This window comes from Lacrimispora amygdalina, from assembly GCF_003432035.1.
GTDB lineage: Bacteria > Bacillota > Clostridia > Lachnospirales > Lachnospiraceae > Lacrimispora > Lacrimispora amygdalina.
Genome location: NZ_QOHO01000038.1, coordinates 1 through 24,198, shown reverse-complemented (window position 1 = coordinate 24,198; position 24,198 = coordinate 1). Strand labels below are relative to the sequence as shown.

At 43.7% G+C, this 24,198-nt stretch carries 19 protein-coding genes and 1 riboswitch; of the genes, 1 reads left to right on the top strand and 18 read right to left on the bottom strand.

Annotation, left to right across the window (positions count from 1 at the left end; all coding sequences use genetic code 11):
- Positions 1-92 precede the first annotated feature (92 nt).
- From DS742_RS13370 to arcA, 16 genes are all read right to left on the bottom strand, one after another.
- Positions 93-1,367: a zinc-binding dehydrogenase gene (locus DS742_RS13370; protein ID WP_117417485.1), complete on the bottom strand. Its 1,275-nt coding sequence runs from the start codon at positions 1,365-1,367 to the stop codon at positions 93-95.
- A 33-nt stretch (positions 1,368-1,400) separates the two neighbouring features.
- Positions 1,401-2,330 (bottom strand): 1-phosphofructokinase, encoded by a 930-nt coding sequence (gene pfkB / locus DS742_RS13365; RefSeq protein ID WP_117417484.1) that lies wholly within the window; start codon positions 2,328-2,330, stop codon positions 1,401-1,403.
- Complete coding sequence (locus tag DS742_RS13360) at positions 2,330-2,797, bottom strand: PTS mannitol transporter subunit IIA (protein ID WP_117417483.1); 468 nt, start codon at positions 2,795-2,797, stop codon at positions 2,330-2,332. The genes pfkB and DS742_RS13360 overlap by 1 nt, the downstream gene beginning before the upstream one ends.
- A 162-nt stretch (positions 2,798-2,959) precedes the next feature.
- Entirely contained in the window at positions 2,960-5,065 is a 2,106-nt protein-coding gene (locus DS742_RS13355; protein ID WP_117417482.1) for a BglG family transcription antiterminator, read from the bottom strand.
- Between the two features lies 1 nt (position 5,066).
- Complete coding sequence (locus DS742_RS13350; RefSeq protein WP_117417481.1) at positions 5,067-6,398, bottom strand: PTS sugar transporter subunit IIBC family protein; 1,332 nt, start codon at positions 6,396-6,398, stop codon at positions 5,067-5,069.
- 97 nt (positions 6,399-6,495) lie between these two features.
- A complete protein-coding gene (locus DS742_RS13345) occupies positions 6,496-7,878 on the bottom strand; it encodes a PTS mannitol transporter subunit IIBC (protein WP_117417480.1) in 1,383 nt (460 codons plus the stop codon).
- Between the two features lie 253 nt (positions 7,879-8,131).
- Positions 8,132-9,319 (bottom strand): methionine adenosyltransferase, encoded by a 1,188-nt coding sequence (metK, locus tag DS742_RS13340; RefSeq protein WP_117417479.1) that lies wholly within the window; start codon positions 9,317-9,319, stop codon positions 8,132-8,134.
- A gap of 88 nt (positions 9,320-9,407) precedes the next feature.
- Positions 9,408-9,534: riboswitch (SAM riboswitch) on the bottom strand.
- A gap of 102 nt (positions 9,535-9,636) precedes the next feature.
- Positions 9,637-10,560, bottom strand: coding sequence for a nucleotidyltransferase family protein (locus tag DS742_RS13335; protein WP_117417487.1), 924 nt, complete (start codon positions 10,558-10,560; stop codon positions 9,637-9,639).
- 50 nt (positions 10,561-10,610) lie between these two features.
- Positions 10,611-11,903: a UDP-N-acetylglucosamine 1-carboxyvinyltransferase gene (murA, locus tag DS742_RS13330; RefSeq protein ID WP_117417478.1), complete on the bottom strand. Its 1,293-nt coding sequence runs from the start codon at positions 11,901-11,903 to the stop codon at positions 10,611-10,613.
- A gap of 107 nt (positions 11,904-12,010) precedes the next feature.
- On the bottom strand, positions 12,011-14,485 hold the full coding sequence (locus tag DS742_RS13325) for a hypothetical protein (protein WP_117417486.1): 2,475 nt from the start codon (positions 14,483-14,485) through the stop codon (positions 12,011-12,013).
- 133 nt (positions 14,486-14,618) lie between these two features.
- Positions 14,619-15,083: an arginine repressor gene (locus tag DS742_RS13320; protein ID WP_117417477.1), complete on the bottom strand. Its 465-nt coding sequence runs from the start codon at positions 15,081-15,083 to the stop codon at positions 14,619-14,621.
- A 24-nt stretch (positions 15,084-15,107) separates the two neighbouring features.
- The gene (locus DS742_RS13315) at positions 15,108-15,452 is read right to left on the bottom strand and encodes a hypothetical protein (RefSeq protein WP_170313453.1); all 345 of its coding nucleotides are present in this window, start codon (positions 15,450-15,452) and stop codon (positions 15,108-15,110) included.
- A gap of 19 nt (positions 15,453-15,471) precedes the next feature.
- Complete coding sequence (locus DS742_RS13310) at positions 15,472-16,716, bottom strand: AraC family transcriptional regulator (RefSeq protein WP_117417475.1); 1,245 nt, start codon at positions 16,714-16,716, stop codon at positions 15,472-15,474.
- A 164-nt stretch (positions 16,717-16,880) separates the two neighbouring features.
- Positions 16,881-17,819 carry a carbamate kinase gene (gene arcC / locus DS742_RS13305; protein WP_117417474.1) on the bottom strand — a complete coding sequence of 313 codons (939 nt, stop codon included), beginning with the start codon at positions 17,817-17,819 and terminating at the stop codon, positions 16,881-16,883.
- Positions 17,820-17,833: 14 nt separating this feature from the next.
- On the bottom strand, positions 17,834-18,826 hold the full coding sequence (gene argF, locus DS742_RS13300; RefSeq protein ID WP_117417473.1) for an ornithine carbamoyltransferase: 993 nt from the start codon (positions 18,824-18,826) through the stop codon (positions 17,834-17,836).
- A 19-nt stretch (positions 18,827-18,845) separates the two neighbouring features.
- The gene (gene arcA / locus DS742_RS13295; protein ID WP_117417472.1) at positions 18,846-20,084 is read right to left on the bottom strand and encodes an arginine deiminase; all 1,239 of its coding nucleotides are present in this window, start codon (positions 20,082-20,084) and stop codon (positions 18,846-18,848) included.
- Between the two features lie 243 nt (positions 20,085-20,327).
- Here arcA and DS742_RS13290 point away from each other — a divergent pair, with 243 nt between their 5' ends.
- Positions 20,328-21,308, top strand: a complete 981-nt coding sequence (locus DS742_RS13290; protein ID WP_170313452.1) for a helix-turn-helix domain-containing protein — start codon at positions 20,328-20,330, stop codon at positions 21,306-21,308.
- On the opposite strand, the gene DS742_RS13285 is transcribed toward DS742_RS13290, so the two are convergent.
- A complete protein-coding gene (locus DS742_RS13285; protein ID WP_117417470.1) occupies positions 21,300-22,304 on the bottom strand; it encodes a helix-turn-helix transcriptional regulator in 1,005 nt (334 codons plus the stop codon). The genes DS742_RS13290 and DS742_RS13285 overlap by 9 nt on opposite strands.
- A 176-nt stretch (positions 22,305-22,480) precedes the next feature.
- Positions 22,481-23,902, bottom strand: coding sequence for an arginine-ornithine antiporter (gene arcD, locus DS742_RS13280; RefSeq protein WP_117417469.1), 1,422 nt, complete (start codon positions 23,900-23,902; stop codon positions 22,481-22,483).
- Between the last annotated feature and the right edge of the window lie 296 nt (positions 23,903-24,198).

Genomic DNA, 24,198 nt, shown 5'->3' with positions numbered 1-24,198 from the left:
AAAAAATCGCTGAAGTCTCATGACCTCAGCGATTTTTCTTTTAGGAGAGTTTTTTTACAGCCCCGGAAGATTCTTAAAAATACCGCCCTTATTTATAATTCCATTGGATTAATTCCAAAATGATCAAAAAGGATTTTTTCCGCTTCCCCATTCCATAATCCCTTATGGGCTTTACAGGATTCACTGAGTTTTTTAAACAGCGGATCAGTCTTTCCCAGCTCTTCAAATTCGTCTATTGCTGTTAAAGGCATATCAAATTGTGTATAAGTAAGTTTTTTCCCTCCGGGTATGGAAGGCAGATTTTTTGTCGCCTCTGCAATGCTGTCAATTCCTCCTACATGGGTTACCATAACAGCCGCTTCAATGGCTCCTTTGGCCGACAGCTGGTTTGCCTCTACCAGATCATCTGTGTTACCGCCTGTGGTTCCCATAATATGTGTGCTTGTGTAGTGGCAGTTATAAAGATTGATTTCCGCCTTAAACCGGCTGTCAGAAGGACCGGCAAAAAAGTTCATGCATCCGTCAAAGGCAAGGAGCTTATCCCCCATCTCTGCCACTTCTTTCACAGGGACATACACAAACACATCATCATAGCCATGGCCTCCGGTAATGGCCGTAAGTTCAGAAATAGGATCATCCATTTCAGCTGTATTAACATAGAGAAGTTCAATTCCTCTCTCCAGAGCTGACTCTTCTGAAATTACTTCCTTTGCCCGGGCAATCCGCTCATCGCTGATATCCGTAACCACAATCATTTTCGGTTTATTTTCAAACTGGAGGCCATAGCTGACCGCTCCCAGCCCCATGGGTCCGCATCCTCCCATAATCAGAATGTTTCCACCAACTTTGGTTCCCATGGCATGATCATAATTCCTTTTGTTGGTATGATAATTGGCATGAAATCCTCCAATGATACAGCTCATTGGCTCTCCCAGGGATGCTTCAAAAAAGCTTTCTCCGGTATAATCCAGAAGACATCCCAGCTCCATCACCTCGTTCGGCATGATGCAGTAAGTACAGGCTCCTCCACAGAATTCATAAGAATATCCCGGTGAATCCAGCTTACCCATATAATTTAATGCAGGCTGCAGAGAAAATTTCTGCCCCGGCTGAAACTGACCCTTCCACTTGTTTCCAACTTCTACAATCAGCCCCGAGCATTCATGACCAACAATCACCGGATTGGTATCCATGTTTTGCGGCGCTCTTTTATGCTTTTTTCCCTGCTTCACCAGTTTGTAGGTGGACATACAGATACTGTCGCTCATGATTTTTACAAGAATCTCATCTTCCTTAATCTGTGGAAGTTCAAACTCCTCCAGTCTCAGATCATCCGTACCATACATTCTTACTGCTTTTGTTTTCATAGTTCCATCCTCCAACCTTATTCACGATTATAATTAAAGTTCCAGCAATTCTACCTGTGTGACCAATTCATCCACCAGGCTGCGGTGAGGCGGCTTAGTCCCTATGCTGGTGACAGCGCCTGCAGAAGCTCCCATGCATAAACGGATGCAGGTTTCAAGGGGAAGCTTTTCATCCCAGCTGTATGCCATGGCAGCAACCAGAGCATCTCCGGCTCCTACGGTGGAATGGGCCTTTACCCGAAGCCCCGGACAACGGTACCGCTTCTCCTTTGTTAAAAAAATGGCACCCATCTGCCCAAGGGAGATTGCAGCCATGGAGACTCCGTGATCAAAAAGTTTCTCTCCCATGGCAACCAGTTCCTGTTCGGAAGCCCTGTAATCCATCTGATAGTGCCGCTCCAGTTCGGAACGGTTGGGTTTTAACATATCCGGCTTTCCTTTTAATGATTCAGAAAACAGCGTGCCGTCCGCATCCAGCAAAACCTTTGCACCTTTTTGGTGAACCTGTTCCGTGATCTTTCGGTATATATCCGTTGGTATCCCCGCCGGTATGCTCCCTGCCAGTACAAACAAAGTATCTGGATTTGCATAGCCGTCCAGCCTGTTAAGCAGGTCTTTAAGCTGTTCCTTTGATACTTCCGGACCAGGTTCATTAAGCTCTGTCACCTCTCCGGTTTCCTCCACCACCTTTAAATTCGTTCTCGTCTCCCCTTTTACGTCCACGAAATCGGTCCTAAGTCCGAGATCAGCCAGGACCTGCCTGATGATGGTGCCGCTGGTTCCTCCCACAAAACCTGTGGCAATGCTCTCTCCTCCTAATTCTCTGATTGTCTTGGAAACATTAATGCCTTTCCCTCCGGCATCAATTTCCACCCGCTTTATTCTGTTTAAATCTCCCCGTTCAAATTTTCCAATATCCACTGTTTTATCTATGGCAGGATTCATGGTTACTGTAACAATCATTAAGAACACCCCTTTCCGGTAAACATGGTATAGATTTCCTGTGCGCTGCACCTGGTGATCCGGGTCACATCATCCGGGTCAGCAAGGCACTGTGCAATGACGGAAAGTATCTCTAAATGCTCCTCTCCTGCTCCTGCGATTCCTATGACCAGTTTCACCATTTCTCCTCCCCAGTCCGTTCCGTCAGGAAACACCATGACTGCAATGCCGGAGCGTCTGATGTTTTTTTTCGCTTCCTCCACACCGTGGGGAAGCGCGATCCCATTGCCGATGTTGGTAGGAAAGGTCAGTTCCCGCCGGAGCATAGCCTCTATATAGGACTCATCCACACAGCCACTTTCGCAAAGCATTCTCCCCACTTCCCTTATGACTGTCTCTTTATCTCCAGGTCTGCAATTCAAACGGATATTCGAAGGTTCCAGAAGTTCTGTATTTTTTTCTTTATTTTTTTTTCCGTATCCAAACACGATATTCGCCTCCTCTGCTAGTGTTCTATTAAATTATAGGGTCTCTATCTTATCTTTTTCAACGAAAACAAAATGGCATTTGGCGCCATCTGATGGCGCCAAAACTAAAAAGCACGAAAAAAAAACCAGGTTCTTTACGAACCCGGCTTTCTGTTTTATTCCTCACATCTTATCCAGATAATGTCTGAAATATTGATTTAAATACTGGGAAACAAAGGCTCTTATCTCCTCTTTTCCTCCATGCCTCACAGCTTCCAGAAATTCCTCTTCCTCAATCAGTCTCTCGCTTAATACCCCCAGGATCTCACTGTTTTCTGCTTCATGGTCATCCTTTGGCACCAGCATAACCAGCACAACACAAACTCCTTTCAAATAGGGGTCACTAAATGGCGTTCCGTCTTTTGTCTGGCAAACCGAGAATACCGGTTTTACCACCCCTTCCGTCCTGGCATGAAGCAGGGCAAAGTTTAAATCAGGGAATATCTGGCTGCTAAGCCGTTCTCTCCTCATTAAATCCTCCTGGATCATGATCTGACGGTCTGCAAAGGATGCCAGTTTTTCACTGACCGCTATGAGCAGTTCCTCGAAGGTGATCCCATTGTCCACCCGATGGTACTCCATGAGCCTGATGACATTTTTAATCTGAACCGCCATAAAATTCACCTGATCCAGCTGAATGGTAAACTCCTTGTTATCCTGTTTTTTAGGCATATATTCGCACTGGCGAACCTTACCCGCAATCCGTTCCATTTCTTCATCGGAAAGCAGTGGGCTTACATACAGGATGTCCGCCTCCTCCTTTAGCGGGACCGTGGATACAAAGAAATCTGTTTTGTTCAGCACATAGGGAGATAAGTCCGTCATACCATAAACAGACAACTCCACCCTGTCTGAAAAATCTCTGGCAATTTTAGATGACATAAGCCGTGAAATCCCGATCCCGCTGGCGCAGACAATCCCTATATTTACCTTTCTCCGATTTTCCTTCCTGCTTTCCATCCGGACCTCAGCCGCACCGAAGTGTACGGCTAAAAACCCGATCTCCGGCTCGGGCACCTCATAGCCATATCGTTCTTCGATTACCCTGGCAACGTTCCTGCACCGCTCAAATATGGCAGGATAGTCCCGTTTGATCTGCTCCAGAAGAGGATTCTGGATCTTCATACCGTTGGCAAGACGAACCAGTGTTGGTTTTAAATGGGCAATCAGTCCCTGGATTACAAATTCCTCATCCTGCTTCAGTAAATAAGCCATGCCATCATTATAGCAGTCGATCATTTCATTGACCACCTCCCACAGCTCCCTGGATTCCTCAATTTCACTTTTTGACTTCTCGTCAATATTCAGCTGCTGTATCTTAGAACCTTTGATGTGAAGGCAGATATAGGCACACTCAATTTCCGGAATCTGAATCTGAAATTCTTCTTCCAGGGATTTGGTTATGGTTTTAGCCAGATCATAATCCTGGTCTTTCTGCAAAAAATCTGCCATAAGAGGATTTTCCTCAATGATCTCCTGCCGGCGGATCCGGTTCACGGCAATCGCCACATGGATCACAAGACCAAGGTAGGAATCCTGGGTCAGATTCAGTATTCGCTTATCCCGTATCCTTAAGATGCAGGCAATCACCCGTTTTACAATATCGTCATCCAGAATTCTGTAAATGTTCCTCTCACTTTTATTCTGAATTACATTTAACACGGACTGGTTCCGGTCTTCATACAGCCCCTGTATCATCTCTGTATGAATGTTTTCATCGATGAACACCCTGAGGGCCCGGCGGAAATCCCGTTCACTGCCCTCTATGAACACACCGTATCCCGGCTTTCTCTTAATTTCCAGATGATACTTGTGAAACCACTCTTTGACTGCTTCCAAATCCGAGCTGACGGTGGCCTCGCTGACCCCGAATATATCACTATAATAATACAGCTTTTTTAACGTCTTATCCTTGAGAATTTCCAGGACAAGACGCTTCTGGCGTTCCATCCGGTCAGAAACATCAAGGGCATCATCGGCTTCAAGTTCCGCCTTTAGGACTTCCATTTGGGTCCTGTCTCCTTCCAGCCAGATGCCAGTCCCGGTTTTGGAGCAAAAAGTCAGGCCATATTTCTTAAGTGCCCTGGGAATGTATTCCAGCTCCCTCTGCACCGTTCTTTTACTGATATGGATCTGGTCTGCAAGCTGCTTCACGGGAACAGGCCCGTGCTCTTTCAGCAGAGCCAGAACGATTTGCTGCATCCTGGGCGTAAAATCATTACCCGCCATCTCATCCACCTCCCATTAACCAGTTGAGGAGTTCCTTATAACCAGACATATCTGTTAAATTGTCCACCGTAAAGCATGGAATATGAATTCCTGTCAGGAAACGGGCAAAATCCTTCTGGCAGACAACGGCATCTGCATCAGCAGGAATGCGGTCAGCTGACACATGGAATACCTCTACACCGGACAGGCCTTCCAGTCTCAGTCTTTTCTTAAAAAGGGCACTGGCCATGGCACTGGAGCCCATTCCTGCGTCGCAGACAAAATATACTCTGGCATGTTCCATTCTCTTCATCGGCATCTCTTCACCCTTTTGCTCTTTTTCTTTATCAATAAATGATTTCTCTCTCTTCCCCAACAGAATCAGACAGGACAGAAGGCAGGACACCGCAGCAGAGATAAGGATCCCCATAACAATCCCAAACCAATGCTTTTTGTCCGCCATAATCAGTATGGTAATGATGCTTCCAGGGGAAGCCGGCCCCAAAAGACCGCTGCCTGTCACCATGAAACAGTAATTTCCCGCAATGCTGCCGGCTATGGCACCAGCCAGCAACCGGATATCTGACAGTATATAGGGAAAATAAACCTCATGGATACCTCCCAGAGACTGGATAATAAGGCTTGAGACCATTGATTTTCTCATATTCCGGTAAACCAGGGTATAAGCAAGAAGAACCCCGAATCCCGGCCCGGGATTGGTTTCCAAAAGGAACAAAATGGAACTCCCCTGGGTTTTCAGCTGTTCCAGCCCCAGCGGCAGAAAAATGCCGTGGTTGATCCAGTTATTAAAAAAAACAATTTTTAACGGCTCTACTACAAAGCTGATAAAAGGGATGATTCCCCTGTCTATCATAAGCGATAAACCATTCCCCAAAAATCCCAGCAGCCATTCTGCCTCCGGTATCACAAAAACATAGGCAGCGCCTCCGGCAAGCAGCCCTAAAGATGCTAAATATAAGTTGCTAAAGAGCATCTCAAAGCCGGAGGGGATCCAGTTCTTGACCCGGTCCAACCCCCTCTTGCATAAAAATCCGGCCATACTGCCTACCATAACAGACAGGATCATGGCAGAAGCAGGCTCTGCCATAACAACAACAGAAGCGGCAAGGGTGCCGGCTAACCCGCCGACCTCCCCGCCGCACATAGTGCCTGCTTTATATCCCATAAACACCGGAATCACCAGAGAAGATAAAACTTTAGACATTTCATACAGGTGCTCATTCTGTAATATGCCTGCTGAAAAGACTGACAGCAGTCCTGCTGTCACAAACAAAGGTATGCATTCAGCGATCACCCTGCTGTAATACTTCAGTACTTTCCCCGCTAATTTCATCTGTGAAATTCCCCTTCTGAACCCATTATATATTTTTGTACATATTATATCATGGTTTATAATCAGATGAAAGGCCGTAGTTTACTATGAATTTTATCTAATTGCCTTTTAATGATTCCACTAGCTGGTCATATTCCGGAGCTGCCATAAAATTAGTGATCAGAACCAGTTCTGCCTCCGGATTGCTGTGAGCCGCACGCTCCTTCAATTCCTTATGAGTCACTACAATCTGGGCATCCTGTGGAATTGAGGATACCGGGGAGTGAACCACTTCAATATCTCCGAATCCTGCCGCCGCCAGCTTTTTTTTCAATACGGTAGCACCCATTGCGCTGGAACCCATACCTGCATCACAGGCAAATACAATTTTTTTAACCAGACTACCAGATACTGTTGTCTTTTCCACTGTCTGATTTCCTTTTGACTCCTGCTTCATCTTTTTAACTTTATCCTTCGATTCATCCAGATCTCCGCTTTTTCCTGTAAACCGAAGCAGAGGAAGAGCAACAAGGAAGGAAACAGCGGCAGCTACTGTAACACCTGCCAGCGTACCAAAGTATCCGCCTCTTGGTGTCATTGCAAGAACAGCAAGGATGCTTCCAGGAGATGCCGGTGAGGTCAATCCCACACCAAGAAGCTGGAACACAAAGATTCCGCTGGCTCCGCCTGAAATAACCGCCAGAAGTAAAAGAGGGTTCATCAGGATGTAAGGGAAATAAATCTCATGAATTCCACCTAAAAAGTGAATGATGATTGCGCCTGGTGCTGAGCTTTTGGCAGATCCTTTCCCAGCAATACAATAAGCAAGCAAAATACCAAGTCCCGGTCCCGGGTTTGCCTCCAGAAGAAAGAATATGGATTTACCCATTTCTTCTACCTGCTGGATTCCCATAGGAGAAAGAATCCCATGGTTAACAGCATTGTTTAAGAACAGGATCTTGGCAGGCTCAATAAAGACGCTTGCCAGAGGCAGCAGTTTATGATCCACAAAGAACCCAACCCCTGATTCCATTACCCGGTTCATAACCTCTACAAAAGGAGCAACTCCCTTCAAAGCGATCATTGTTAAGATGGCACCGATGATGCCCAGAGAAAAGTTGTTAACCAGCATCTCAAAGCCGGCAGGGACCTTCCCCTCTATTTTACGGTCAAACTGCTTAATCACCCAGGCACTGACAGGACCCACGATCATTGCCCCCATAAACATGGGAACACTGGAGCCAACGATCACTCCCATGGCTGTGATTGCACCGATTACGCCGCCTCGCTGGCCATAAACAACCGTACCGCCTGTATATGCGATCAATAGCGGCAGAAGCGTGCTGGCCATAGGAGAAACCAGAGCCCCGATGGCTTCATTGGGATACCAGCCCGTTGGAATAAACAATGCCGTAATCAGTCCCCATGCAATAAATGCACCGATGTTAGGCATTACCATACCGCTTAAAAAGCGGCCAAATACTTGTACCTTCTCTTTCATTTTACATACCCTCACTTCATGTTATAGTATTTACTGTGTGTTCCGTGGAAGGTATGATTGGCCAATCAATTCCTTTTCATAGCCTTATTATAATCAATGTGATCCTTAAATTTCAACACGAAGTAACTGGGATTTGGCGCTAATTTTAGTGCCAAATATTAAAAACCATAAAATCCTTGCTCTATCCATAAAAAGAAAGATGCCGCTCCCAGCAATAAATCACTGTTTTTGCGGCATCCTTCTCACATAATGATTATAAATATTCTTTTAACAGGGAAACCTTGTCGAGCTTTTCCCATGGCAGATCTAAATCGTTTCTGCCAAAATGTCCGTAAGCAGCAGTCTGCTTATAGATTGGACGGCGTAAATCCAGCATTTTAATAATACCCGCCGGACGTAAATCGAAGTTTTCACGAATAATCTCAACCAGCTTTTCATTGCTTACTTTTCCGGTACCAAAGGTATCTGCCATGATGGAAGTAGGGTGAGCCACTCCGATGGCGTAAGATAACTGTATTTCACACTTATCTGCAAGACCGGCTGCCACGATGTTCTTTGCAACGTAGCGGGCTGCATAAGCTGCGGAACGGTCCACCTTGGTGCAGTCCTTTCCTGAAAATGCTCCGCCGCCATGACGGGCATATCCGCCGTAGGTGTCCACAATGATCTTACGGCCGGTAAGACCGCTGTCTCCGTGTGGCCCGCCGATTACAAAACGGCCGGTAGGATTTATAAAAAATTTAGTGTGATCATCTACAAGTTCAGCCGGAAGAATCTCATCAAACACATACTTTTTGATGTCTTTATGAATCTGTTCCTGGCTGACATCCTCATCATGCTGAGTGGATAATACCACAGCATCAAGGCGGAGAGGTTTGCCGTTCTCATCATATTCTACCGTCACCTGGGTTTTTCCATCAGGACGAAGATAAGTTAAGGTTCCATTCTTACGCACTTTTGTCAGCTGAAGTGCAAGCTTATGAGCCAGTGCGATGGGATATGGCATATATTCTTCTGTCTCGTTGCTGGCATAACCGAACATCATTCCCTGATCTCCGGCTCCGATGGCATCGATTTCTTTCTCTGACATCTTGTTTTCTTTCGCTTCCAGCGCACGGTCAACACCCATTGCAATATCCTTGGACTGTTCATCCAGTGCAACAATCACTCCGCATGTGTCACAGTCAAAACCGTATTTTGCACGGTCATAACCGATCTCTCTTACGGTTTCACGCACTACCTTCTGAATGTCCACATATGCCTGGGTTGTGATCTCACCCATAACCATGACAAGACCGGTTGTCGTACAGGTTTCACAGGCCACACGGCTCATCGGGTCCTGTTTTAACATCTCATCAAGTATGGCATCAGAAATCTGATCACACATTTTATCCGGATGTCCTTCTGTAACGGATTCGGATGTAAATAATAATTTTTCCATGTTGTCATTTCCTCCTCTACTTCACATGGGGGAATAACAAAAAGAAAAGTCCGCAGCAACGCGGACTTGATTCAACTTGTATCAAATCCTCTTATTGCTCGATTTCTCGCTCAGGTTGGCACCTTCCAGACGCTTCTTATGGTTAAAACCATAAAACTGACCGGGGTTGCCGTGACTTCACAGATCCTTTGTATCTCCATCACTCTGAATAAGGGATATTACGACTTTTCATTTGTTATTCAATTAGCAGTTATGATATCTGCTTTTTTATTCTACTCTAATAACGGACATATGTCAATAGTCTTGCAGATTTTCTGTCAGTCCCAAAGTTTTTCGGGATAAAGGCCTGCCGCCTTAAAACCTGCAATGGCATCAACTACCGTCTTTTTATCTTCCTGATAGGTAACTCCATACCAGCGGTCTGAACTTTTCAGCACAGTTACCTCTGCTTTATTCTCTTTTAGAAGCTCATCAACCACAAACGGCAGGAAGTACTCGCATTTAAGGGGATTTGCTTTTAACTCCCTGTTTAAGAAAACAGGGAACCGTTCTTTCAGCTCCTTTAAAATACTTCCGGTAAATCCCCATAAATTCATGGATACAAGAGTATCTTCGGAAAGACCGGTCCAGGCTGCACCGTCATCTTCCAAATATTCCGCTCTCTCCCCATGTTTTTCTATTCTGGTTCTCTCGCAGATGTCGGTCAGCAGTCCGTCTTCTGAAACCGTGCATACCCCTCTCGCCACATGACCATTCTCTGTCAGTGTGTTGTAGAGCTTATAACCAACCATGGAAAACTCATATCTGTCCACTTCCTGGACTTCAGATAAGAAGTTGAAAACAGAGACAAAAGCACTTTTTCCATAGTAATCGTCGGCATTAATCACAGCAAAGGGACCGTCAATCACTTCTTCACAGCACAGGATGGCATGCCCCGTTCCCCACGGCTTTACACGACCCTCAGGCACTTTATATCCCTCAGGGAGTTTAAAAAGTTCCTGATAAACGTATTCCACTTTTACGTGCGCTGCCATACGGTCTCCGATGTGTTCCTTAAATTCCTTTTCAATTGCCTTCTTAATGATAAATACTACCTTTTCAAAACCGGCCTCCACCGCATCATAAATGGAAAAATCAATGATCTTGTTTCCCTGGGCATCCACCGGATCAATCTGTTTTAATCCGCCGTACCGGCTGCCCATACCCGCCGCCATAATAACCAGAACCGGTTTCTTCTTCATTTCCATAGCCCCTTCCTCCTGTCAAGCAAAACGGCGGGGGAGTCCCCCGCCTAGCCTACTTTTAATTTAAATTTCTGAGCCTCTTTTTCTGAGTCCACCTTTTCAATCATGGCCCCCAGTCCCTGAAGCTTATCTTCAAAACATTCATAACCTCTTTGAATATAACCGATTTCATCCACAACGGTATATCCATCTGCTGCAAGACCGGCAATCACCAGCGCTGCTCCTGCACGTAAATCGGGAGCATTCACGAAGGCTCCGGTTAAACCGGATACACCGTCAATAACAGCTACGTTGCCTTCCACCTTTACGTTGGCTCCCATACGGGACAGCTCATCCACATAGCGGAAGCGGTTCTCAAATATACTCTCAGTCACTACACTGGTACCGCCTGCCAGAGCGAGTGTTACTGCCATCTGAGGCTGCATATCAGTGGGGAATCCCGGATAGGGAAGTGTCTTGATATCTGTGTGTTTCTGATTGGTTTTTCCCACTACACGGACTGCATCATCAAATTCCACAACTTCACAGCCCATCTCAAGAAGCTTGGCCGAAATGGCTTCCAGGTGCTTTGGAATCACATTCTTTACCATAACATCGCCCCGTGTAATTGCTGCCGCACACATAAATGTGCCTGCCTCAATCTGGTCGGGAATAATGGAATATTCCGTTCCGTGAAGTCTGGAAACGCCTTTGATTCGAATGGTATCAGTACCGGCTCCTTTAATATTGGCGCCCATACTGTTTAAAAAGTTAGCGACGTCAACGACATGAGGTTCCTTTGCCACGTTCTCAAGAATAGTCTGTCCTTCCGCCAGGGTTGCAGCCATCATAATGTTGATGGTAGCTCCTACACTGACCACATCAAGATAGATATGGCTTGCTACAAGATCAATCGCGTGGGCAATCACTGCTCCCCGTTCAATCTTAACATCGGCTCCCAGTGCACGAAAGCCCTTTAAATGCTGGTCAATGGGTCTGCTTCCAATGTTGCAGCCTCCCGGAAGGGGAACCTGGGCACTTTTATATTTTCCAAGCATCGCTCCGATAAAATAGTATGAAGCTCTGATTCTGCGTATATATTCATCATCAACCGATACTTCACGGATTGTCTGTCCATTAATACGGACCGTATGTCTGTCAATCCGCTCCACTTTCGCTCCAATTTCTTCGATTGCTTCCAGTAACACATTAATATCTCTCACATCAGGCAGATTATCAATCAGCACATCCTCATCTGTCATGATAGCTGCTGCCAGAATTCCCAAAGCGGCATTCTTGGCTCCCCCTATGGTCACTTCTCCAACCAGGGGATTACCGCCTTTCATAATATACTGCTCCATTTCACACCTCTGACTATCCTTTTATCTATTACAATTCTCTTAATTTTTAACATTCGCCTTTCATGATTATAACATATCTTACGAATTTGTAAAGAGAACGCATTTTCTTATTCAAAAAATACTCCGCAGACAAAATCATTTCCAAGGCCTGAAAAGTAAGCAGAGGCATCATTTAAGCCCATTTTCTGGCTTTCTTTGGTTTCCGGATTGTAGAGTGTAACATTATACTGGTCATAGCCTGAAATGAGCAGAAATCCTCCCTGTCCTGTGTAAGCAGCTACCGGACAGCCCTGCCCGATGAAATAAAGGATCTGATTTAAGGCAGCTCCCCTGGCGTCAATCATAAAGACACCCTCCGTTAATCCGTTTTCCTTAAAGCCTGACAGATTTCTAAAAAAAGCCGCCCCTGTTTTCAATGGGTCCTTCATATTTTTAACAGGAGGCCGGTTAACCCGGTTCCACAATATCTCCTGATTCTGGTCTGTAACAATCCCCATCTTATCATAAGCAAGTTCCAAAGCCTTAATGAAGCTTTTACTGCCTCCCAGATAATGACCTCCTGCATAGGCCAGAAACCTGTTTTCCTGAATTTTGGGGCGGCTCTTTAATTCAACCACCTCAGTTGTTTCATAGGCTACTTTTTTGGGGACTGCAATCGTTACATTCCGGCTTGTTGCTTCCTGGTCCAGCTGGACGAAGAAAATCTTTTTACGGTCCTCTGAAGCATACCAGCCGATTCCTTTCAGTTCTTCAGCGGAAAGTTCCTGGTTGCAGACGATGGTATCCTGTCTGGAAACTGAATAGGACTGATCCCCGTTTTTTTGCACCTGGGTCAAATGAATCCGGCTTCCGTCCACTGTAACATCCGCAATATAAGACTGATCCTGTTCATATTTTTTGACAATCTCTCCACTCTGGTCCATAATCTCAATCCGATACATGGGAGCATCCAGAACTCTTCCGTTTTGTGTCCAGATATCGCCGTCTTTTGCGATACCGTATATGAAATCATCGCCTACAAAACCCAGAGGACGGAACTTATTATCCTCTCCTCCGTTGATCTCCCTTTTGATACCTGTATCTAAATCCATCAAATGTATGACACTGGCACCATAAACGTCGCTGCCTTCCTGCCATGCAAAATGACGTTCTGTACTGCTGACTGCATAACCACCCTCAGAAAGAGAATCTGCCAGCACCATATATTCGTTGCTGTTTAAATCAATTCCATAAACCGATCTTCCGGCCATAAGGTAGAGCATCCCATTGGTTCCCAAATGAGAAAGCTGATCCACCTCTTCCTTCAGCATCTCAAAAGATGATGTGACCGGTGTAAAGAAACGCTCTCCTATGGCATTCTCTCCGCTGTCATAGCGGTAAAGAGCGATTCCCATACTTCCTTCGTGAATTCCCCTGTTCATATATCCGTAAACAAGAAAATCCACATCGCCGTTGTCGCCCACTGACAAAATCTTAATGTCATGCTGGTTATATCCGCTGCGAAGGCCGTCGTCTGTTCCGCTTCGGAATGAAAATACCTTTACTGCATGACCCTGTTTCTGATCATAGGTCCATAAATCCCGGTTAATTCCATAGGCAATACAATTTCCTCCGGGACTTTTTTTCGTCTGTACTTCATCAGCATTGGTAATTCCCAGTGTAATCCGTTTTCCCGAAAACAGTTCTTTCTGTCCGGAGAAGATCTGATTGGTACTCCGTTCAAAGTCCATCAGATAAATGCGCCGGCTGTCCCATTTCATCGTGAAGGAATCTTCCACTTCATATAGTTCTCTGTCATCCCCTTCGCCTGTCCGCGCTGCCTGATATTCCAGACTGACACTGCACATCACGCCGTCTAAATCCTTCAGGGTGGCACGAATTTCCCCTACCGGCTCCATCGTCAGTCCTCCCCATGTGAGCTGGGAAAAGCTGGACCGGATAGACACATGTCCAAGAGAACTGTTATCCTCGGAATTACTGGTTTCAAGATACGTGGTTAACTCTTTTGCCTGATCATAGTGAAAAGTCCTGGTGGTGAAATCTACGGCAAAATCGATCATATCCTTGCCATTGGTATTGTCTGTCCACATAATCCTTGTATAATAATAAAGTGTTCCGTTTTCCGATGTGTCCAGAGTAAGTATCAGTATATAATCCTTGTCTTTTGTCAGCAGATTCTGTATGGGGAGCACAGCCTTTACTGTTCCATCTTCCTCATCCCACCTGCTCAGACTGGTCCGTTCCACCAGACGGCTTAAATCAAGACTGCGCACTTCATACTGAATGCCGGTTATACTGCCGTTATAATCTGCAATCCCAAGGCTTAAATTTCTGTCCTGGGGAAGGACAGTGAGGGCTTCCCGTGAAACAGTCTGTGCCATATCCTGAACATAGCCATGCAGCAGATTCATCTTTCTTCCGAACATATCCGCGTATACAACAGGAAGTGATGCCTCATCCATGGAGGTATATACCATCACATCGCTTTTTTCCGTATTTCTCTGATTCCACATAAAATAAACTGCGATAGCCAACAGGAATACCACAGATAAAATTCCAATCTTTTTAGCCAAACGATTCATATAAAACATCCTTTATTTTTCCAATTTTATCTTCTTTATTGTATACAATAATAGACAAAACTACAATGAAAACTTTCTTAAACATTCGTTAATTGGCGTAAAAAACCGGTTGGCGTAGATTTCATATCTTATTTTAACTGTTGATATTCTTAAACTGCTCCGCCAGCTGATAGGAAGTACCTTCTCTGGTAATTACAAAGATCGTATTATTGCCAGCTATGGTTCCTACAATTTCATTCCAGCCCAATTCATCAATAACTGTACATACAGAAGCCGCCATGCCTGGCTCACAGTCAATAACAATCACATTCCCTGACTGCTCCACTGCCCTGACTGCCATGGAAAACAGTACAAAAAGCCTGTGGGAAATCTGGTGTCTGGATATAATACTGCTTTGAATATACCCCTCCCCGCTTACTCCCTTTATCAGGTTCATCTCACGGATATCCCTTGATAAGGTGGCCTGGGTGACATCAATCCCCTCCCTGCTTAAATATTCCTTAAGCATTGTCTGTGTCGTGATGGGCTGCTTCCTGATCAATTTAAGAATTGTCTTCTGACGCCTGATTTTTCCATTATCCTTTTCTAATTCATTCACCGTATTCCCCTTTTACCTGTTGACCTAAAAAATCTCAACTCCAGCTTCCATGTCACGGTCAGGAATCATAAAGGACACATTCCCTTCCCGATCCTCCGCCACCATAAGCATCCCTTCCGATTTCATTCCTGCTATTCTGGCAGTTTTCACATTTTCCAGAACCATCACTTTTTTTCCTATAACTTCTTCGGTTTCATAATATCCTTTAAGACCGCACAGGATCTGACATGTCTTATTCCCAACCTCCACCTGAAAGCATAAAAGCCGGCTGGACTGATTTACTTCCGTACATTTTACAATCTTTCCAACTTTAAATTTCATTTTGAACAGATGATCACATGACACATACTCTTCTTTCTGGTATTCCATCTTTCCCCCTCTTTTTTCATCAGTTGACAAGCACAGCCTGAGTTGCCCGAAACTCATTGGGCAGAACATGCCTGAACTGGATAAAGTTTCTGCGAAATGTCTTTACCGTTCCATAGCCTACTTCTATAGCAATATCAGTAATAGATTTATCCGTATCAAGAAGCAGCTCACAGGCTTTGTCAATCCTGAGCCGGTTCACAAAATCAGAGAAATTGCATTCAACCTGCATCATTAAAAGCCGGTTCATCTCCTCTATGGAAATACCGAATCTTTCTGATGTTTCAAGCGCCTGTATCTCCTCCTGATAATTTCTGGAAATATACTCCACCAGCTGGTAAGCCATCTTTTTCTCTTCTATATTTGTTATGTTCAAAACCCTTTGATACGTTCTGCGGTAATTACTGATCTTATTTTCCATACGGTAGGAAAATACCTTGGATATATGTGCTGCATCCACATATCCAAGAACAGGCGCTATTTCCTCCAATGTCATATCCGTATACAATAAATAATTGATTGTTTTTACAATCCGCATTTCACTGACCAATTCATGAAATGCAAGTCCTGTCTTTTCAAAGATATACATCCGGACCGATGATCTGCTTAAATAAAACTGTTTTGCTATTCTCTCCAGAGTTATCTTCTCTCCAAGATGCATGTAGATGTAACGTAAGATCAGCAGCCGGTTATCCTCTGAACCGTTTTTTATACATATCTTTTTATCCCTGCTGTCAATCACGCGGCAAAATGCAATGATCAAAGAGGAAACGAGCATAATTATATTTATTTCCTGATAGGATCTTCTTTCCCTGAAATCCAGTACAGATTCCACCCCTGCCTCTTTTCTGATTTTCAGGAACAGGTATCCCACCTCTTCTCTCATTTCCTCCGTAAGATATGCATATGGAGTTTCTTCCAGTTTCTTTAAAACAGAAACAGGATCTGACATGGAGGTAGAGGATTTTATCGTTTCCGCCACCACATCATAATTATATTTAACAATTTCAAAGCTTAAAGCCTCTTCCACCTCTACAATCTGTGTGCACTCCCATGGCAGTACAGATAGCAATACTCCTGATTTTAGTTCGTACCGTTCCCTGTCTACCTCGATACTGCCTTTTCCTTCTCTCACTAAAATGAATCTCGGACTTTTGTGATACAACGGCAAAGTTCTTTCCGCGATTGTTTCGTAATCAAAGGTGCATATTTTTTTTATATCTATCTTTGAGCAGAAATGTGACTGCAGCTCAATATACTCCTTCATCTTATCAAATCCTTCCAGATTTTGCGTAATACGTTAATAAGTTATCGTATATTCATTTGTTTTATTATAATATAAGTATTTCTATACATACCTGGAGGAAAAGTATCCCATTTTACCTTATTATTAAATAAAATGGGATGGTATTTTTAATTTTCTCCATTAACTTATTTGCTTATAATCCTTGTTCCAGCTTTACCGTTTAAAGCCACCGCCGCCTTTTCCAGAGAGCAGATAATGGATACGCCCTCTTTTTTCTGCTCTATGAATTTCATAGCGGCATTTACCTTTGGAAGCATACTTCCAGCAGCGAAATGTCCTTCCTTAATATACTGTTCTGCCTGTGCCAGAGTAATCTGGGAAAGGTCCTGCTGATTTGGTTTGCCAAAGTGAATGGAAACTTTATCAACAGCTGTCAGTATAATAAATGCATCTGCATCCACCAGCTCTGCCAGTTTTTCAGCCGCCAGATCCTTATCAACTACTGCATCGACTCCATGATAAGAGCCATCCGGCTCCTTAACTACGGGAATTCCGCCTCCCCCTCCTGCAATGACCACATGGTGGGAATTGATCAGCGTATTTAAGGAAATTCTTTCATAGATACTTACCGGCTTGGGGGAAGCAACTACCCGGCGGTATCCGCGTCCGGAATCCTCCGCATACTTCTGACCGGTTTCCTCCATCAGGCGCCTTGCTTCTGCTTCATCATAATATCTTCCAATCGGTTTCGTGGGATTTTGAAAAGCCGGATCCTTTTCATCCACGATTACCTGTGTGAGCATGGTAATCACGACCGTATCCTGAATTTGCTTCTTAACGAGTTCCTGATCAATTGCCTGCTGGAGATGATAACCGATATACCCCTGACTCATTGCCGTGCACTCAGGAAGATGCATTTCGGGTACGATTAAAGCCTCATGACCTTTCTCAAAAGCAAGGTTGATCATTCCTACCTGGGGACCATTCCCATGGCATACGACCACCTCATATCCTGCCTTCACTATATCCACAACAGCTTTTGCCGTAATTCTTACCCTTTCCAGCTGTTCTTCTGATGTATTGCCCAGAGCATTTCCGCCCAGCGCGATTACAATTCTTTTCACCCTGACCAACCTTTCTAGCAAAGCGTTGCATACATCACAGCTTTAATGGTATGCATACGATTTTCTGCCTCATCAAATACCTTGGAATATTTTGCTTCAAATACTTTATCTGTCACTTCCATCTCAGCCAGACCGAATTTCTGATAGATATCCTCACCAATGGTTGTTTTTCTGTCATGGAAAGATGGGAGGCAATGCATAAAAATGGCCTGACTTCCGGCATTTTCCATGACCTTTTCATTAACCTGATACGGGCTCAACAGTTTGATACGTGTGTCCCATACACAATCCGGCTCTCCCATGGAAACCCATATATCCGTATATACAACATCAGCACCCGTTGTTCCTTGCTGTACATCATCCGTTAATGTTATGGAGCAATGGTTTTCTGCAGCAATCTTTCTGCACACCTCGGTCAGTTCTTCAGCCGGCCATAAATCCCTTGGAGCGCAGGCTGTAAAATTAAGCCCCATTTTGGCACATGCCACCATTAAGGAATTTCCCATATTATTTCTGGCATCTCCCATAAAAGTAAAGTTTATTCCTTTTAAAAATCCAAAATGCTCCTCAATTGTCAGAAGGTCTGCAAGCATCTGTGTGGGGTGAAACTGATCCGTTAACCCGTTCCAGACGGGAACGCCCGCATACTGGGCAAGTTTGGTAACCAGTTCCTGGCTGTAACCCCGGTATTCAATTCCGTCATACATTCTTCCAAGGACTCTGGCTGTATCTTCAATGCTTTCTTTTTTTCCCATCTGTGAGCTGCCCGGGTCAAGATATGTAACTCCCATTCCCAGATCATTGCCTGCCACCTCAAAGGAACAGCGGGTTCTTGTAGACGTTTTTTCAAATAAAAGAACAATATTCTTTCCCACAAGATATTTGTGAGGAGTGTTGCTTCTCTTTAAGTCCTTAAAATTCTTAGCCAGATCAATCAGGTAACGAATTTCCTCCGGTGTAAAATCCAGTAATTTTAAATAGCTTCTTCCTCGTAAATTAACTGCCATTTCTTTTTCTCCTTTTTCTTTAGTAATTAACCGGTTCACGATCAAGCGGCATGCTCATGCAGCGGGGGCCGCCTCTTCCCCTGGACAATTCGGCACTTGGAATTTCCAATACATTCAGCCCCCGCTTTTTCAATAATTCATTGGTTTTTGTGTTTCGCTGATAGGTGACAATGGTTCCCGGTGAGATGCAAAGAGTATTGGAGCCGTCATTCCACTGCTCTCTTTCTGCTGCAATCATATCCTCTCCTCCGCATTTGATCAGCTCAACCTTATCTATTCCAAGGCTTTTCTCAAGTACGGTCTCTAGATCAGAATTCAGAACTTCTACTTTAATATCACCTCTGCAGTTTCCTTTTTCAATCTTGTAAATCCGCAGAGGTCCCAGTATTCCCGGGTGAATGGTAAACTTGTCGTAATCAATCTGGGTAAATACCGTATCCAGATGCATAAATGCCCGGCTGTTAGGAATATTAAATCCGAGAATTGTCTCAATAGTACTGTTTTCATTTCCGAAAATATTCTTTGCCAGCAGTTCAAGGGCATCTGGTTCCGTTCTTTGGGAAATACCAACAGCAAGAATCTTATCGTTGATGTTTAAAATATCTCCGCCTTCAATATGAAACGCATTGTAACGGTCATAATATTTATCAACTTTTCCCTTAAAATCCGGATGGTATTTGAAAATATACTCGCCATAAATCGTCTCCCGGTTTCTGGTAACTGAATACATACGGTTCAGACTGACTCCATTCCCGATGCATGCGAATGGATCACGGGTAAAGTAAAGATTTGGCATGGGATCAATTACCAGCTTAGAGGGGTCGCTCATAAGATCTACCAAAGAATCGCTTTTTGTATAATTAAGCTCTTTTAGTACAATTCCTTCCATGGATTTTAAAACGAGTGCTTTGCTGTCATCCTTAAACTGCATCATATAATCGTAAATTTTCTTCTTATACAGTCCAGTAGAAATTCCGGCTTCATTGATCCATTGCTTTATGAACTCATCTCTGATTTCATAGCTTAAATCCAGTACCTCGGCCATAACATCTTCCAGATACAATACCTCTACGCCATTGTTTCTTAATGTCTCGGCAAATGCATCATGCTCCTGCTGCGCAGCCTCTAAAAAAGGAATATCATCAAAGAGAAGCCTCTCCAGTGTATCTGGTGTCAGATTTAATAATTCCTTTCCCGGTCTGTGCAGCAATACTCTTTTTAAGCGGCCAATTTCACTTTTTACATTAATACTCTGCATAATTAATAACCTCCTTTTATGTTTTATCATTGGCATTTTGTAACGCTTTTGCTTTCTCGCATTCACGTCTCCCAAAGAATAGCATCAAAAAATCGGGTTTGGAATAAACCTTTCCATTTATTTTTATGCATAGTTATACATATTAAACAAAACCACGCCTAAACCTTATACATTATGCACAATTTTTTCTTGATCTTTGCACTCCTGTTTGCTATACTGAAAGGAAAAAACCCGAAGGTAATTATGAAGCTGTTACTTTACTTATACGACAATATACTTTTAATTTTATACTTTGGAGTGTGCCTTCTCGCCTTCTGCCGCTACTTAAGTGAGCGGTGCTGCATCTCTGCCAGTCTGTCCGCACTCTATCTCTGTTTATCTGTCAATCAGCTTATTGCAGCCATGGCAGAATTTCTCCCTGAATTCGGCCGTCTCTACCAGACTGTCTATTTCACTATGCCCGTATGGAATACGGTTATATCCATAACCGCTGCTATCTGCCTCTTAAACCTGGGTTATCAGCTAAACCACACATCAAAGTTTCCATTTCATGAATACATGATTCTGTGTATATTCATTTTTCTTCTGTTGCTGATTCCCACCTTAAAAAGCAGCAGGACTACTTTGTTTCTTTACAGCTCTCTGTTCCCTCTCTCCTTACTTTACAGAGGATTGTCCTTTCACGCTCTTATGAATCAGGAAGCCAGCAGGCAAACAAGGAAGTTTTTTTCTGATTTTCGATCTGTGCTATCCCGATCCGTTCTCCTGTTTTCTCTTTTGGGTATCATAGAAAACTATATCAGGATTTTTGTTTTCCCTGTTCCCAACAGGCTGTCCTTTTGCCGTATTTTTTCCATTGACTTTTTATTTGGCATATCCGCCCTGGTTTATATCTGTTTTTTCCTGCGAAAAACAGCAGCTCTGCGCACATGCAAAGCTGCTGTAAATTCCCAGGAACAGGTACCGGAATCTTTCGCTTCTCCAGATACCGAATCTGTCTCTTATTATTCTTTTTGTAAAGCCTATTCCCTCACTCTGCGAGAACAGACCATCCTTACGGAGCTGTTAAACCGCACCACTGATGAGCAGATCAGCGCCAAGCTTCTTATCTCATCCTTTACCGTCCGTTCCCATGTCCATAACCTCTTAAAAAAAACCGGTTCAAAGTCCCGGCAGGAATTATATGCCCTTTACGAGAGCGCGAAAAAACAGAAGTCAGGTTAACTGTGTCTGCTCCCGGCTTTCATAAAACTTCTCATATTTGCCAATCAGTTCCGACCGGTTCCTTGAATCCGTTTTTTCATAGATCCCATGAGCATGAAATTTTACGGTTCCCACAGACAACCCCAGTTCTTCTCCCATTTCCTGATAGGTTTTGTCCTTCAGCAGCAGATACAGTACATCACGCTGGCGATTGCTTAATCCGTAAGCCCCGGCAAAAGGGTCTTCCGGATAAGGAGTCTCTACCTCGCAAACTGCCGCAACAGAAATAGGAATCCCGGGCTCCATTCTCGCAGCTGGTTCACTTCGCTGAATCAGCTGCGAGAATCCGCTCTTTACCCCGATCACTGCCAGGATCACGAAAAATATGTCTTCACTTAAATTATGCTCCATAAACACCTTCAGATTCAACGTATTGATCACATATTGAAAGTGGAAGATAACCATGCTGTCTTCCGCAAAAATCAGCACGGAAAAGATGCCCCCAATGAGAAAAACAAACCGGTATTCCCTGATCCTTATTTTATACTCCCTGTCTTTCGTAGAAGCATACCGGATAAAATAATAAAAAGCAAAGCATGCCAGATATATTTGCCGGATGGTATAAAATACCCAGTGCTGACTGACTGATCCGTTTAAATCTCCGACATAGACCGTTACACAGATCAAAGGCATCATAATGATTACATGAAGAATGCCGATCTTTTTCTCAAGTAAAGAAGCGGTAAGTAGCATATACAGGGTACTTATGGCAATTCCGCAGATTACCTTAACGCTGAAATAGGTCAATACATTATAGGCTCCTTCAAAAAGAGGCAGTTCGAGCAAAAATTCTGACATGAAAATAATCATGGAATTCAGGCAGTAAAAGAACATAAGCATGCCGGTCTCAAACTCCCGGACATGCTTTGTTTTGCAATATGCAGTTACATTAATCGTACAGGAACAGGCAAATATTATAATTAATACGATGTCGAAGATAAAAATTGTTGTACTCATTTGGACCTCACATTATCCATTCTGCTTCTCCTCTGAAACACCTTGCATCACTGCCGTTTCCAATCGTTCTCCATATGTCGAATCATATCATTAAAAGTAAATTTTTGTCAATTTCGCCGCCTGAATTTTATGTAAGCAAGCCCACACAGGGTAATGTAATGATCCGAGATTCATGATCAGACAGCAATTCTACCAGTTATCAGCATGTAAACAGATATTGCTGCACCAATAAGAATGAACATAATTACGATTCGCTCTTTTGTGGAAAAGATCTTTTCCACTCCGTTTTCTTTTCCTGCTTTAACATAGAGGAAAATGCCAATAATGTAAACCAGCATACAAAGAAGGAAAAATCCTATTCCGGATGCCCATATCGCCCATGCATAAAAAACAGTTCCAAGAAGTCCTATTGCCAGCTGTCCCGCTTCTCCCTTTTTTCCTCTGTTTTCATAAGAAAGCTTCACCTGATATACACATACCAGAATCCAGGTAACAAATATTGCTGCAGTACAGAGTGAATATGCAAAATTATAGGCCTTGTCCGTAAACAGCAGAGTGAAGATGAAAATCTGTGAAAGAGCGGTCATAAAAATCAGAGAGAAGGTTGGAACATTCTTGTCATTGACTTCTCCGAATTTTTTCGGAAGAAGATTCTGTTTAGCCATCAGCAAAGTAGTTTCAACCGGAAGCATGGTCCACGACAACCAACAACCCGCAACAGATATAATCATTGCGATATTAATAAAAGCTGCTCCCCAAGGACCAACAATATAAGAAAGAAGATATGCCATAGTGGGCTGCTTCAATTCACATATCTCGGCACGGCTCATCAGCCCATACGGCAAAAGAGACAAAAGAAGGTAAACACATAAAAGCCCCACCAGCCCCAATACAGTGGCCTTTCCCGCAGTTGACTTTGTTACGGCACGATCAGACATCATTGCCGCTCCCTCGATTCCTACAAATACCCACATAAGCACCATCATGCTGGAATTTACCTGAGATACCATATCCTTTAAAGAAAAGTTTCCTGAAACAGTTCCCCAAAATTCTGCGGCAAATATATCCGCCTTAAATGAAATGATCGCAGCAACGGCAAAAAGCAAAAGAGGGACCAGCTTACAGATGGTAATTATGGTATTTAAAAATGCAGCACTTTCAATCCCTCTGTTTACCACCAGACACATCATCCAGAGAATCACACTTGCAATAATAATAGAAAGAAGATTACTTCCGTCACCAAGTGCAGGGATAAAGTAGCTGAGTGCGCTCATCATAATGGTGGCGAAAGCAATATTTCCCAACCATGCGGATAACCAGTAGCCCCAGCCGCTGATGAATCCCCCAAAAGGACCAAAGGTTTCTGTTGCATAGCTGAAAATCCCGCTTAATTCAGGTCTCTTGTTAATGATATTGGTAAGTGACAGGCACAGCATGAGAACTCCTGCTCCCGTTATGATCCACGCCGCAATGGCTGCCCCCGGGCTTGTCCCCTCTGCCATATCTGATGCAATCCCAAAAATTCCGCTTCCAATGGAAGAACTGATTACCAATGCAGTCAGGGCCATCAATCCCAGTTTCTTATTCTCTTTTTCCATAAAAACCTCCTATGTGTTGATTCTTTTATAGTAAGGAATTTTAGGAAAAGATGACTGCCTCATTCAGACAGTTTACTTGTAATTTTGTACTGTTTTTTTTTGCAGATGAATCTGCTTAAAATTCATAATATTTATTTTAAAAAGCTTCCATGATGATTTTCATAAATGATTACCTGATTAAATTTTTTAAAACGTCCATACCAAATTACAACAAATACCGGCTTTTTCTTCCCTCCAGAATATTTTTCCAGAAGCTTCAGGCTATATAAAAAGGGGCTGTACAAAAAGTCCCCTAA

Excerpts from the sequence above, each read along its gene's own strand:
- DS742_RS13285 (WP_117417470.1), bottom strand. The coding sequence starts at position 22,304 with ATGAGTACAACAATTTTTATCTTCGACATCGTATTAATTATAATATTT.
- pfkB (WP_117417484.1), bottom strand. The coding sequence starts at position 2,330 with ATGATTGTTACAGTAACCATGAATCCTGCCATAGATAAAACAGTGGAT.
- argF (WP_117417473.1), bottom strand. The coding sequence starts at position 18,826 with ATGGCAGTTAATTTACGAGGAAGAAGCTATTTAAAATTACTGGATTTT.
- DS742_RS13315 (WP_170313453.1), bottom strand. The coding sequence starts at position 15,452 with ATGGAATACCAGAAAGAAGAGTATGTGTCATGTGATCATCTGTTCAAA.
- arcA (WP_117417472.1), bottom strand. The coding sequence starts at position 20,084 with ATGCAGAGTATTAATGTAAAAAGTGAAATTGGCCGCTTAAAAAGAGTA.
- DS742_RS13335 (WP_117417487.1), bottom strand. The coding sequence starts at position 10,560 with ATGAAGAAGAAACCGGTTCTGGTTATTATGGCGGCGGGTATGGGCAGC.
- murA (WP_117417478.1), bottom strand. The coding sequence starts at position 11,903 with ATGGAGCAGTATATTATGAAAGGCGGTAATCCCCTGGTTGGAGAAGTG.
- DS742_RS13290 (WP_170313452.1), top strand. The coding sequence starts at position 20,328 with ATGAAGCTGTTACTTTACTTATACGACAATATACTTTTAATTTTATAC.
- DS742_RS13325 (WP_117417486.1), bottom strand. The coding sequence starts at position 14,485 with ATGAATCGTTTGGCTAAAAAGATTGGAATTTTATCTGTGGTATTCCTG.
- DS742_RS13350 (WP_117417481.1), bottom strand. The coding sequence starts at position 6,398 with ATGAAATTAGCGGGGAAAGTACTGAAGTATTACAGCAGGGTGATCGCT.
- DS742_RS13355 (WP_117417482.1), bottom strand. The coding sequence starts at position 5,065 with ATGGCGGGTAATGATTTTACGCCCAGGATGCAGCAAATCGTTCTGGCT.
- DS742_RS13345 (WP_117417480.1), bottom strand. The coding sequence starts at position 7,878 with ATGAAAGAGAAGGTACAAGTATTTGGCCGCTTTTTAAGCGGTATGGTA.
- DS742_RS13370 (WP_117417485.1), bottom strand. The coding sequence starts at position 1,367 with ATGAAAACAAAAGCAGTAAGAATGTATGGTACGGATGATCTGAGACTG.
- DS742_RS13310 (WP_117417475.1), bottom strand. The coding sequence starts at position 16,716 with ATGAAGGAGTATATTGAGCTGCAGTCACATTTCTGCTCAAAGATAGAT.
- metK (WP_117417479.1), bottom strand. The coding sequence starts at position 9,319 with ATGGAAAAATTATTATTTACATCCGAATCCGTTACAGAAGGACATCCG.
- arcD (WP_117417469.1), bottom strand. The coding sequence starts at position 23,902 with ATGGAAAAAGAGAATAAGAAACTGGGATTGATGGCCCTGACTGCATTG.